The sequence below is a fragment of the Rhodanobacter ginsenosidimutans genome, assembly GCF_042655685.1.
Classification (GTDB): Bacteria; Pseudomonadota; Gammaproteobacteria; order Xanthomonadales; family Rhodanobacteraceae; genus Rhodanobacter; species Rhodanobacter ginsenosidimutans.
On record NZ_JBHSMM010000006.1, the window covers coordinates 41757 to 53946 of the forward strand.

Annotated in this window: 12 protein-coding genes and 2 tRNA genes; 2 read left to right on the plus strand and 12 right to left on the minus strand. The window is 63.7% G+C overall.

Annotation, left to right across the window (positions count from 1 at the left end; genetic code table 11):
- The first annotated feature begins 6 nt into the window (after positions 1 to 6).
- Positions 7 to 1239: a phosphoglycerate dehydrogenase gene (gene serA / locus ACFPK0_RS15630; protein WP_056085483.1), complete on the plus strand. Its 1233-nt coding sequence runs from the start codon at positions 7 to 9 to the stop codon at positions 1237 to 1239.
- A 183-nt stretch (positions 1240 to 1422) separates the two neighbouring features.
- Here the strand turns inward: serA and ACFPK0_RS15635 are convergent.
- From ACFPK0_RS15635 to ACFPK0_RS15680, 10 genes are all read right to left on the minus strand, one after another.
- Positions 1423 to 1499: transfer RNA gene (locus ACFPK0_RS15635), tRNA-Pro, on the minus strand.
- Between the two features lie 50 nt (positions 1500 to 1549).
- Entirely contained in the window at positions 1550 to 1906 is a 357-nt protein-coding gene (locus ACFPK0_RS15640) for a MerR family transcriptional regulator (RefSeq protein WP_007080316.1), read from the minus strand.
- Positions 1887 to 2186: an integration host factor subunit alpha gene (gene ihfA, locus ACFPK0_RS15645; protein ID WP_007080317.1), complete on the minus strand. Its 300-nt coding sequence runs from the start codon at positions 2184 to 2186 to the stop codon at positions 1887 to 1889. Before ihfA ends, ACFPK0_RS15640 begins: the two co-directional genes overlap by 20 nt.
- A gap of 1 nt (position 2187) precedes the next feature.
- Positions 2188 to 4566, minus strand: a complete 2379-nt coding sequence (gene pheT, locus ACFPK0_RS15650; protein ID WP_377342029.1) for a phenylalanine--tRNA ligase subunit beta — start codon at positions 4564 to 4566, stop codon at positions 2188 to 2190.
- A gap of 106 nt (positions 4567 to 4672) precedes the next feature.
- On the minus strand, positions 4673 to 5668 hold the full coding sequence (gene pheS / locus ACFPK0_RS15655) for a phenylalanine--tRNA ligase subunit alpha (protein WP_056085485.1): 996 nt from the start codon (positions 5666 to 5668) through the stop codon (positions 4673 to 4675).
- Positions 5669 to 5840: 172 nt separating this feature from the next.
- On the minus strand, positions 5841 to 6200 hold the full coding sequence (gene rplT, locus ACFPK0_RS15660; RefSeq protein ID WP_056085486.1) for a 50S ribosomal protein L20: 360 nt from the start codon (positions 6198 to 6200) through the stop codon (positions 5841 to 5843).
- Positions 6201 to 6217: 17 nt separating this feature from the next.
- Positions 6218 to 6412 (minus strand): 50S ribosomal protein L35, encoded by a 195-nt coding sequence (rpmI, locus tag ACFPK0_RS15665; protein ID WP_007080321.1) that lies wholly within the window; start codon positions 6410 to 6412, stop codon positions 6218 to 6220.
- Between the two features lie 265 nt (positions 6413 to 6677).
- Positions 6678 to 7202 (minus strand): translation initiation factor IF-3, encoded by a 525-nt coding sequence (gene infC, locus ACFPK0_RS15670; RefSeq protein WP_377342163.1) that lies wholly within the window; start codon positions 7200 to 7202, stop codon positions 6678 to 6680.
- A 56-nt stretch (positions 7203 to 7258) separates the two neighbouring features.
- Complete coding sequence (gene thrS, locus ACFPK0_RS15675; protein WP_377342033.1) at positions 7259 to 9160, minus strand: threonine--tRNA ligase; 1902 nt, start codon at positions 9158 to 9160, stop codon at positions 7259 to 7261.
- A 232-nt stretch (positions 9161 to 9392) separates the two neighbouring features.
- Positions 9393 to 10307, minus strand: coding sequence for a glycine betaine ABC transporter substrate-binding protein (locus ACFPK0_RS15680; RefSeq protein WP_377342035.1), 915 nt, complete (start codon positions 10305 to 10307; stop codon positions 9393 to 9395).
- A gap of 119 nt (positions 10308 to 10426) precedes the next feature.
- On the opposite strand from ACFPK0_RS15680, the gene ACFPK0_RS15685 reads away from it, so the two are divergent.
- On the plus strand, positions 10427 to 11431 hold the full coding sequence (locus tag ACFPK0_RS15685; protein ID WP_377342037.1) for an NAD-dependent epimerase: 1005 nt from the start codon (positions 10427 to 10429) through the stop codon (positions 11429 to 11431).
- 96 nt (positions 11432 to 11527) lie between these two features.
- Here the strand turns inward: ACFPK0_RS15685 and ACFPK0_RS15690 are convergent, their stop codons facing one another.
- Both ACFPK0_RS15690 and ACFPK0_RS15695 read right to left on the minus strand, forming a co-directional pair.
- Positions 11528 to 11977 carry a CopD family protein gene (locus tag ACFPK0_RS15690; RefSeq protein ID WP_056608482.1) on the minus strand — a complete coding sequence of 150 codons (450 nt, stop codon included), beginning with the start codon at positions 11975 to 11977 and terminating at the stop codon, positions 11528 to 11530.
- Between the two features lie 61 nt (positions 11978 to 12038).
- Positions 12039 to 12113 (minus strand) — tRNA-Val (locus tag ACFPK0_RS15695).
- Positions 12114 to 12190 lie beyond the last annotated feature (77 nt).

Consider the following 12190-nt stretch of genomic DNA (forward strand, 5'->3'; position numbering starts at 1 on the left):
GCTCTCATGCAAACCTCGTTCCCGAAAGAAGATATCAAGGTGCTGTTGCTGGAAGGTCTCAGCGCCACCGCGGTCGAAAATTTCCGCCGTGCAGGCTACAGCCAGATCGAGCTGCATGCGAAATCCCTGCCCGAAGCCGAGCTGAAAGAGCGCATCGCCGATGCGCACATCATCGGCCTGCGCTCGCGCACCCAGCTGACCGCCGACGTGCTTTCGCACGCCAAGCGGTTGATGGCGGTGGGCTGCTTCTGCATCGGCACCAACCAGGTCGATCTGGTCGAGGCAAGCAAGCTGGGCATCCCGGTTTTCAACGCGCCTTACTCCAACACCCGCAGCGTGGCTGAACTGGTGGTGGCCGAAGCGATCATGTTGTTGCGCGGCATCCCGCACAAGAACGCCCAATGCCACGTCGGCGGCTGGGACAAGTCGGCGGTGGGCAGCTACGAGGCGCGCGACAAGGTGCTGGGCATCATCGGCTACGGCCACATCGGCACGCAGACCGGCGTGCTGGCCGAAGGCCTCGGCATGCGCGTGCTGTTCTACGACATCGAAGCGAAGCTGGCGATGGGCAATGCCCATGCCGTGGCGAGCCTGGACGAGCTGCTGGAGCGCTCCGACGTAGTCACGCTGCACGTGCCGGAAACGCCCGCCACCAAGATGATGTTCGGCCGCGAGCAGCTGGAAAAAATGCGCAAGGGCTCCATGCTGATCAATGCGTCGCGCGGCAGCGTGGTCGACATCGAGGCGCTGGCCGAGGCGCTGAAGAGCGGCCATCTGTCCGGCGCCGCCGTCGACGTGTTCCCGGTCGAGCCCAAGGGCAACGGCGAGGCGTTCGTGTCGCCATTGGTCGGCCTGGACAACGTCATCCTCACCCCGCACATCGGCGGCAGCACACTGGAGGCGCAGGACAACATCGGCGTCGAGGTATCCAGCAAGCTGATCCGCTACAGCGACAACGGCTCCACGCTGTCGGCCGTGAACTTCCCCGAAGTGAGCCTGCCGGAACATCCGCAAAGCCGCCGCCTGCTGCACATCCACCGCAACGTGCCGGGCATCCTGTCGCGCATCAACGATGTGTTCTCGGGCGAGAACGTCAACATCAACGCGCAGTTCCTGCAGACCGACGCCCAGGTGGGTTACGTGGTGATCGACGTCTCCGCCGATGAGGCGAAGGCGAACGAGCTGAAGGCGAAACTGGCCGCCATCCCGGGCACGCTGCGCACCCGCATCCTGTACTGAGGCGCGCTGCAGGCAACCTTGTGTATAGGAGCGATTTCAGTCGCGATGCTCTTGTTCTGTAGACCGAGGAAAGAGCATCGCGGCTGAAGCCGCTCCCACAAGAGCCGCTCGCACAGGCGCCCAAGACATCAGACACGCAGAAACGACAACGGCACCCGCGGGTGCCGTTGTCGTTTCAATGATTGGTCGGGGCGGCGAGATTCGAACTCGCGACCACTACACCCCCAGCGTAGTGCGCTACCAGGCTGCGCTACGCCCCGACAGAACCGGAATTCTAACAGCTACAGGGGTGTTCCCGGTAGCCGTAATTTCAACGACGCAGCAGCGTCAGCACTTCTTCCAGCTCCATCCGTACCTGACGCACGATCTGGTGCGAAATGCTGGCCTCCATGCGCGCCTGCGGGCCTTCCAGCCGGGCACGGGCGCCGGTGATGGTGAAACCCTCTTCGTACAGCAGCGAGCGGATCTGCCGGATCATCAACACGTCATGACGCTGGTAATAGCGCCGGTTGCCACGCCGCTTGACCGGATTGAGGGCAGGAAACTCCTGCTCCCAATAGCGCAGCACGTGCGGCTTCACTCCGCAAAGTTCGCCCACTTCACCGATGGTGAAATAGCGCTTCGCCGGAATGGCGGGCAGCTCGGTGTTATTCCCCTGATCCAGCATAACTCTCGACTCTCACCTTGAGCTTTTGTCCCGGGCGGAACGTCACCACACGGCGGGCGGAGATGGGAATCTCCTCACCGGTTTTCGGGTTGCGTCCCGGTCGCTGGTTCTTGAGCCGCAGATCGAAATTGCCGAAACCCGACAGTTTCACCTGCTCCCCTTTCTCCAGAGCTTCGCGGACCACCTCGAAATAGGCGTCCACGAATTCCTTGGCCTCACGTTTGTTCAGGCCTACGTCGAGGAAAAGCCGCTCGGCCATCTCCGCCTTGGTCAGCGCCATCTCATCCTCGCAACTTTGCCTTGCATGTTTGCTCCAACGCAGCTACCGCTTCTCGTATGCAACGGTCCGCGTCGTCATCAGTAAGCGTGCGTGAAGCGTCCTGTAAAATCAAGCCCATAGCGAGGCTTTTTCGGCCTTGCTCGACGCCTTTTCCGCTGTAGCGGTCGAACAGGCGCAGTTCCTGCAGGCGTTCGCCCAAGGCTTGCCGAACCGCTTCCTCGACCTGCGACCAACGCACCTCCTCAGGCAAATCCAGGGCGATGTCGCGACGCACCGTGGGGAACCGCGGTACAGCCCGCGCCAACGGCAGGCGACGCGCCAGCAACGGTTCCAGCGCCAGCTCCATCACATGCACGTCGGCACCCAGATCCAGCGCCTTGGCCAGCTGCGGATGCAGGGCGCCCAGGTAACCCACCGTCTTGCCATCGCGCATGACCCGCGCACCGCGGCCGGGATGCAACCAGGCCGGCAGGCTGGTGGCGTCGACCGACCACCGCGACGGCTCGCCACCCCAGGCGATCAGGGCATCGAGATCACCCTTGAGGTCATGGAAATCCAGCGCGCGCGACGGTTCGCCCCACTGCTCCGCGCGAGCGTTGCCGCAGGCCACGATGGCGAGGCTCGGCGTTTCCCGCGGCGGGTTGCCCGCCGCGAAAACGCGGGCCACCTCGAACAACCGCACCCGCTCCTGCTGGCGTGCGCGGTTGTGGCGCAGGGCCTCGATCAGGCCGGGCAGCAGCGAAGGCTGCATCACCGCCAGATCCGCCGACAGCGGATTGGCCAATGAAACCAGCTCGTCGGTGAAACCCCAGCGCGTCAGCAGTTCCAGTGGCAAGAACGATAGATTGATTGCCTCGTGATAACCGCGCGCCGCCAACTGCTCGCGCAAGGCCAGCTCGCCGATGCGCGTTTCCGGCTCGACCGCCAGCGCAAGCGCACCGCTGGGGCGCAGCGTGGGGATGTTGTCGTAGCCGAAGATGCGCGCCACTTCCTCGATCAGGTCCTCCTCCCGCTCGATGTCGAAGCGACTGCTCGGCGCGATGACCTGCCAGCCATCGGGAAGGATGGTGACCTGCATGCCCAACGCGGTGAAGATGCGCGTCACCTCGCCATCGTCCACATCCACCCCGAGCACGCGTTTCAGCCGTGCGCGGCGCAGCGCCACCGGAGCGGGCCGCGGCAGGTCGGCGATATTCTCCGCAACCAGGATCGGGCCAGCCTTGCCGCCGGCGATCGCCAGAAGCAATTCGGTGGCGCGCTCCAGGGCACGACGCGGCAACTCGGGATCCACGCCGCGTTCGAAACGATGCGAGGCCTCGGTGTGCAAGCCCAGCTTGCGTGCGCGCCCCATGATCGCGGCCGGGGCGAAATGGGCCGACTCCAGAAAGACGTTGCGCGTGGTCTCGGTGGCACGCGACTCGTGGCCGCCCATGACGCCGGCAACGGCCAGCACCTGCTGCTCGTCGGTGATGAGCACAAAGCCCTCGTCGAGACGGGCATCGCTGCCATCAAGCAGCTTCAGCGTCTCGCCCGAACGCGAATGGCGCACCACGATGTCGCCATGCAACGCGTCGTTGTCGAACGCATGCATCGGCTGGCCCAGTTCCAGCATCACGTAGTTGGTTATGTCGACCACCGCACTGATCGGCCGCAGATGGGCGCGCCTGAGACGCTCGGCCATCCAGAGCGGCGTGCGTGCGGAAGGATCGATACCCTCGACGACGCGCCCCAGGTAACGCGGCGCATCCTTGCCTGCCTCCAGCCGGATCCCACGGCGTGCGTCGGAGCTGACGGGAACCGTGACCGCAGTGGGGAGCTTCACGGCGCTACCGAACAGCGCCGCCACATCGTAGGCCAGGCCGTGCAGGCTGAGGCAATCGGCGCGATTGGGCGTGAGGCTGAGCTCGATGCTGGCATCGGGCAAGCCCAGATAGGTGACCAACGGCTGCCCCACCGGCGCATCGGACGGCAATTCCAGCAGGCCGGATGCGTCGGCATCGATCGCCAGCTCTTTGGCCGAGCAAAGCATGCCGTTCGATTCGACGCCACGCAGTTTCGCTGTCTGTATCGCCATGCCGTTGGGCAGTTTCGCGCCCACCATCGCCAACGGAACCTTGATACCGGTGCGGGCATTCGGCGCGCCACACACGATCTGCAACGGCTGGCCCAAGCCCGCGTCCACCTGGCAAATCTGCAGGCGATCGGCCTGCGGGTGTCTTTCGGCGGCGACGATCTGCGCCACGACGACGTGCTCAAGGCATTCGCCCAGGGGAGTGACGTCCTCGACCTCCAGGCCAGCCATCGTCAGCGCGCGAACCAGGGTATCGCGATCGGCATCGATCTCGACCAGTTCACGCAACCAGTTCTCGGAAAAATTCATTGTTCGGACCCGGGAATGGGGAATGGGGAGTGGTGAACGGGAAGAGCAAAAGCCGTGGCGCGGCGGCCGCTTTTACGATTCCCCATTCCCCATTCCCGATTCCCGTTTAAGCAAACTGTTTCAGAAAACGCAGGTCGTTCTCGAAGAACGCACGCAAGTCCTTCACCCCATAACGCAGCATGGCGAGGCGCTCGACGCCCATGCCGAACGCGAAACCGGTGTAGCGTTCCGGATCGATGCCCACGTTCTTCAGCACGTTGGGATGCACCATGCCGCAGCCGAGCACCTCCAGCCAGCGGCTCGATCCGTCCTCCTGCTCCCAGCGGATGATCACGTCCGCGCCGGGCTCCACGAACGGGAAATACGTGGGCTTGAACATCATCTCGAAATCGCGCTCGAAGAACGCGCGCAGGAATTCCGTCAGCGTGCCCTTGAGATCGGCCATGCTCGAGGTTTCATCGACAAGCAGACCCTCGATCTGGTGGAACATCGGCGAATGGGTCTGGTCCGAATCGCTGCGGTAAACCTTGCCGGGCGCGATGATGCGGATGGGCGGCTGGCGGCCGGCCATCGCGCGGATCTGCACCGGCGAGGTATGCGTGCGCAGCAGGCGGCCATCACCGAAATAGAACGTGTCGTGCATGGCGCGCGCCGGATGATGCGGCGGGAAATTCAGCGCCTCGAAGTTGTGCCAGTCGTCCTCGATCTCGGGGCCGTCGGCACGCTGGTAACCCAGCCGCGCGAAGATCGAGGCGATGCGCTCCAGCGCGCGGGTGATCGGGTGGATGCCACCACGCTCGCCGTCGCGTCCGGGCAGGCTGATGTCCAGCTTCTCGGAGGCCAGGCGACGATCAAGCTCCACCTGCTCCAGTTGCTGTTTGCGCGCGGCCAGCGCGTCGGCCAGCCCTTGCTTGACCGTGTTGACCTCGGCGCCGCGTGCCTTGCGTTCGTCCGGCGCCAGCGCGCCCAGCGACTTCAGCGCGGCAGTGACGATGCCACTCTTGCCCAGCAGACCTACGCGCAACGCGTCAAGCGCGTCGAGCGTGGCAGCGTTGCCGATATCGGCCAGCGCCTGCTTGGCGCGGCTTTCCAGATCATCCATCGATGCGATTCCGGGTTGTCATGGGAATCGGGAATCGGGAATCGGAACGGCCGCGCTTTGCCATTCCCGATTCCCCATTCTCCATTCCCCACCAAAAAAAACGGGGAGGAGACCAAAGCCTCCTCCCCGCTTGCTTTACATCATATCGCGCTGACGCAGAGGCGTCCGACGATCAAGCGGCCAGACTGGCCTTGGCCTTCTCGGCGATCACTTCAAACGCCTTGATGTCGTGCACGGCGATGTCGGCCAGGACCTTGCGGTCCACCGTGATGCCGGCCTTGCTCAGGCCATTGATCAGGCGGCTGTAGGACAGGCCGAACATGCGCGCAGCGGCGTTGATGCGGACGATCCACAGCGCGCGGAATTGACGCTTGCGCTGCTTGCGGCCGATGTACGCGTACTGACCGGCCTTGACGACGGCCTGGTTGGCAACGCGGAAGACCTTGCGACGGGCGTTGTAGTAGCCCTTGGCGCGACCGATGATTTTCTTGTGACGACGACGGGCGGTAACGCCACGCTTTACACGAGCCATGGTTTATCTCCTCGTCTTCAGTACGGCAACATGCGGGCGACACCCGGGGCGTCACACGCCTTCAGGTGGTTCTTGGCACGCAGGCCGCGCTTCAACTTGGTCGACTTCTTGGTCAGGATGTGTGACCGGTAAGCGTGACCGCACTTGATTTTGCCCGACGCGGTCTTGCGAAAACGCTTCGCCGCCGCCCGGTTGGTCTTGATCTTGGGCATGAAACTGCTCCTTGGGTGGGGAAAACCCCCGTTTCTGACTGATCTGGCGGCAACCGCAGGTTGCGCTTTCCGTCCTGCCACGATCGGTGCACGACCCATCCAGGCGGGTCGAACCGGCGATTATACGGAGTTGGAACCTCCGATACCAGTAGGAGCGACTTCAGTCGCGATGCCTTTGTCCTGGAGCCTCCAGAGCAAGAGCATCGCGGCTGAAGCCGCTCCCACAGGTCGCGCCGACAAGACCAGGAGGCCTCGTCGCGCGGGATTATTTCTTCTTGGGCCCGATCATCATGACCATCTGGCGGCCTTCCAGGCGCGGATAGGACTCCACCTGGCCGTTGTCGCCGATGTCTTCCTGGATCTTGCGGGCCAGGTTCTGGCCCAGGTCCTGGTGAGACATCTCGCGGCCACGGAAACGGATGGTGACCTTGACCTTGTCGCCTTCCTCGAGGAACCGCAGCATGTTGCGCAGCTTGATCTGGTAGTCGCCCACGTCGGTGACGGGGCGGAACTTCACTTCCTTGATCTCGACCTGCTTCTGCTTCTTCTTGGCGGCCTGCGCCTTCTTCTGGGCTTCGAACTTGAACTTGCCGTAATCCATGATGCGGCAGACCGGCGGATCGCCGTTGGGCTGGATCTCGACCAGGTCCATGCCCGCTTCCTGCGCCAGTGCCAGCGCTTCGTCACGGGTCAGGATACCGAGCTGCTCCGCTTCGGCACCGATGACACGCACCCGCGGCACACGGATTTCCAGGTTACGACGATTGCCCTTGTTGTCGGTGGTTGCGATACCACGATCCTCCAGAAGAAGTGATGAAAAAGACCGCCGAATCTGAGCGTTCGGGCTCAGCGCCGGGTTTCGGTCTCCAGTCGTTCGATGAAGTCGGCCAGCGGCATGCTGCCCAGGTCCTCGCCGGAACGGGTACGCACAGAAACCGTCCCCGTCTCTTTCTCGCGATCACCGACCACGAGGAGGTAAGGCACTTTCTGCATCGTATGCTCGCGGATTTTATAGCCGACTTTCTCGTTGCGCAAATCCGATTGTACCCGGAAACCTTTGTCGACAAGGGTTTGCGTCACCTGGGCGGCGTAATCGGCTTGCGCATCGGTGATGCTGAACGCCACCGCCTGAACTGGCGCCAGCCACGCGGGCAGCAAGCCCGCATGATGCTCGATCAGGATGCCGATGAAGCGCTCCATCGAACCCACGATGGCCCGGTGCAGCATCACGGGATGCCGCTTCTGCGAGTGCTCGTCGACGTATTCGGCGCCCAGGCGCTCGGGCATCATGAAATCCACCTGCATGGTACCGACCTGCCAGTCGCGGCCGATCGAATCCTTCATGTGGTACTCGATCTTGGGGCCGTAGAACGCGCCCTCGCCCGGCAGCTCGGTCCATTTCACCCCGGCGGCCGATAGCGCGCTGCGCAGCGCTGCCTCGGCACGATCCCACACGTCGTCATCGCCGATGCGCTTTTCCGGACGCAGCGCCAGCGCCACGTCGATATGCTCGAAACCGAAATCGGCGTAGACCTGCATGGCCTGCGCGTGGAAGGCGGTAACTTCCGGCTCGATCTGTTCCGGCGTGCAGAAGATGTGGCCGTCGTCCTGGGTAAACGCACGCACGCGCATGATGCCGTGCAGCGCGCCGGACGGCTCGTTGCGGTGGCAGCCACCGAATTCGCCGTAGCGGATCGGCAACTCGCGGTAGCTGTGCAAGGTGGTGTTGAACACCTGCACATGGCCCGGGCAGTTCATCGGCTTCAGCGCGAACGTGTGCTTCTCCGACTCGGTGAAGAACATGTTCTCCTGGTAGTTGTCCCAGTGGCCGGACTTCTTCCACAGCGACACGTCCAGCACCTGCGGGCAGCGCACTTCCTGGTAGCCGCTCTTCCTGTACACGCCGCGCATGTACTGCTCGACCTGCTGCCAGATCGCCCAGCCGTTCGGGTGCCAGAACACCATGCCGGGGCTTTCTTCCTGCTGGTGGAACAGGTCGAGCTGCTTGCCGATCTTGCGATGGTCGCGTTTCTCGGCCTCTTCCAGCTGGAACAGGTACGCCTTCAGGTCCTTGTCGTTGAGCCACGCGGTGCCGTAGATGCGGGTCAACATGGCGTTGTTGGAGTCACCGCGCCAGTACGCGCCGGCCACCTTCATCAGCTTGAACGAGCGCAGCTTGGCCGTGTTCGGCACATGCGGACCGCGGCACAGGTCGGTGAACTCGCCCTGCGAATACAGCGAAAGATCCTCGTTGGCGGGAATGCCCTCGATGATCTCGGCCTTGTATTCCTCGCCCAGTGCACGGAAGAACGCCACCGCCTCGTCGCGCGATTTCACCGTACGCGTCACCGGCAACTGCTCGGCCACGATCTTGTGCATCTCCGCCTCGATCTTCGGCAGATCCTCGGGCGTGAACGGGCGCTCGTAGGCGAAATCGTAGAAGAAGCCATTGTCGATCACCGGACCGATCGTCACCTGCGCGCCCGGAAACAGTCGCTGCACGGCCTGGCCCATCAGATGCGCGGTGGAATGGCGCAGGATCTCCAGCGCCTCGGGGCTCTTGTCGGTCACGATCTGCAGGCTGGCGTCGTGATCGATCGAAAAACCGGCATCGACCAGCTGGCCGTCGACCTTGCCGGCCAGCGTGGCCTTGGCTAGGCCGGCGCCGATGGAGGCGGCCACGTCCTGCACGGTAACGGGATGATCGAACGGCTTCTTGCTGCCGTCGGGTAGCGTGATCTCAATCATGGATGGCACCTGATGACCCGCCCCAGTGGCGGATCGAAAAACGAAGTATGACTGCAAGCGTGCTCACTGGCCGCAACAGACCGGGTAACGGCCACGAAAAAGGGCGCAAAGCGCGCCCTTCGGTACTGCCTTGCAGGATGGGGTCAACCGGAAACGTTGCTAGTGTCCATGTCACACACTCGACCGGCGGTTACCCGCAGGCCACCACGGCAGGCGCGAAGGGACCAAAAAGTTACTTCGCACCTGTTCGGGTGTCAACGCCGCCACTGATCCAGCCGGACACCAGCTCCGGGTGCGCCTTCACCCATGCGCGGGCATTTTCGTCGGCATCCGCGCCCGGCTGCCGACCGGTCGCCATCACTTGCTGCATCTGTGCCGACGTCCAGCGGAAGCCATCGAGTATCGTGTAGGCCCTGGGCTTGTCGTGCTGCAGACCTTTGCGCACGAGCGTGTCGATGTCTTCGGCACCGCCGAAACTGCCCTTGGGATCGGCCAGATATTTCAGCTTCCAGCGCGCCCACATCCAGTGCGGCGTCCAGCCGGTCACCACGATCCACTGCCGCGCGCCGATCGCGCGCCCCAGCGCGGCTGCCATGCTGGCGTCGGTGCCTTCGACGAGTTTCAGCGGCAGCTGGTAGGTCTCGATCGCCTTGCGCGCAATGCCCATCTCGCCAGCGTCGGGATCGATGCCGACGATGCGGTGGCCGAACCGATCGGCGTGCGCGGCCAGCTGATCGATCGTGTCGATCGACACGTAATCAGGTACCACCAGACCGATCCGGGTGCCGGCCATGTTCGGCCCCAGGTTGATCAACCGGTCCTGGGCACGCGCGTAATAAGCCGCGTGCGTGCTGGGCAACCAGGCGCACACGGTGGCATCGGCGTCGCCTTGCGCCAGCGCCGAATACATCGCTGCACCAGTCAGCAGGACGGTTTTTACGCGAAAGCCCTCCTGCTCCAGCACGGCCTTGACCACGTGGGTGGCGTCGGAGCAGCTGGACCAATCCACATAAGCGAGCTTCACGTCGTGCGAATGCGCTGACGACACATCCGCCGGGGCGCCGGAAGGCGCTGTGCAGCCGCCCACCAGGGCAAGCGCGAGCATGCAGGCAAGCATCGGACGACGCTGGAGCAGCTTGTCGATCATGGCATTCCCCTGAATGGCCGCACGCAGGCAAACATTGTAGAGCGATCACGTGGCGATGCGTCCCTCCGCGCGGGCAGGGGCCGGTAGAATGAGCGAACCTGCACTCATCGGACCCCTCCATGCGCATCCTGGTTACCGGCACCGCCGGCTTCATCGGCGCCGCCCTGGCGCAACGGTTGCTGGATCGCGGTGACGAGGTTTATGGCTTCGACAACCACAACGATTATTACGACCCGGCGCTGAAGGAAGCGCGGCTGGCGCGCTTCATCGATCACCCGAACTACACGCACCAGCGCGCCGACCTGGCCGACGCTGCTGCGGTGGATCAGGCGTTTGCCGCGTTCCAGCCGCAGCGGGTAGTGAATCTGGCGGCGCAGGCGGGCGTGCGCTATTCGCTGCAGAACCCGCGCGCCTACGTGCAAAGCAACCTGGTCGGCTTCGTCAACATCCTGGAAGCGTGCCGCCATGGCAAGGTCGGGCACCTGGTCTACGCCTCGTCCAGCTCGGTCTACGGCGCCAACCGCAAGATGCCGTTTGCGCTGGAAGATGCCGTCGATCATCCGGTGAGCCTGTACGCCGCCAGCAAGAAGGCGAACGAGCTGATGGCGCACACGTACAGCCATCTATACGGCCTTCCCACCACCGGCCTGCGCTTCTTCACCGTGTATGGCCCATGGGGCCGACCGGACATGTCGCCAATCCTTTTTGCCGACCGGATCAGCCGGGGCGAGCCGATCGACGTGTTCAACCACGGCCACCACAGCCGCGATTTCACCTATATCGACGACATCGTGGAAGGCGTGATCCGTGCGCTCGACCATCCGGCCGAACCTGACCCTGCGTATGACGCCGAAAAGCCCAACCCCGCCACGTCGAGCGCGCCCTATCGCGTCTACAACATCGGCAACGACCAGCCGGTGCAGCTGATGCGCTTCATCGAACTGCTGGAACAGAATCTGGGCCGCACCACGCAAAAAAACCTGCTGCCGATGCAGCCTGGCGACGTGGCCGACACCTGGGCCGATGTTTCCGCGCTGCGCCGCGACGTGGGCTACGCGCCGGCCACCTCGATCGAGGATGGCGTGGCGCGTTTCGTGGAGTGGTATCGCGGGTATTACGCGTAACCCTTGTGGGAGCGGCTTCAGCCGCGATGCCCTTCGGGTGCTGCCGAGATCGAAGGCATCGCGACTGAAGTCGCTCCCACCATCAGGGCCAAGGCATCAGAACGGCTTGGCGAGCACCAGCCAGATCACGCCCAGCAGCAGCAAGACCGGCAGTTCGTTGATCCAGCGCAGCGCCCGGGCCGATGGAAGGTTGCCGCCGGCAGCCTTGCGCTTCAAGGCACGGCCAGCCCAGATGAAATACGCCAGCAGGATGGCCACCAGGGTCAGCTTGGCGTCGATCCAGTGCGTGCCCGCGGTGACGTTCGGCAGCGCCGTCGGAAATACCCGCCAGCCCTGCCACAAGGTCACGCCGAACAGGAAAGCCATGCCGAACATGTTGTGGCCGAACTTGTACAGACGCCGCCCCATCAACTGCAGCCGCGCCTGCACTGTCGGTTCGTTCGCGGTTTCGGCCAGGTTCACCAGGATCCGCGGCAGGTAGAACACCGTGGCCATCCAGGCGATCACGAACAGCAGATGCAGCGACTTGATCAACAGATAGGTCATGACAACGCTCCGTGGACAAACAAAAACGGCGCGGCCTGTGGGGCCGCGCCGTTCGGGGTATTGGTGGGCGGTACAAGGATCGAACTTGTGACCCCTACCATGTCAAGGTAGTGCTCTACCGCTGAGCTAACCGCCCGTCTCGCCACGGCATGCCGTGCGAGCCGCGCAGTATACGGTAGCGGCCGGCGGTCGACAATAACCCATGCACCGACG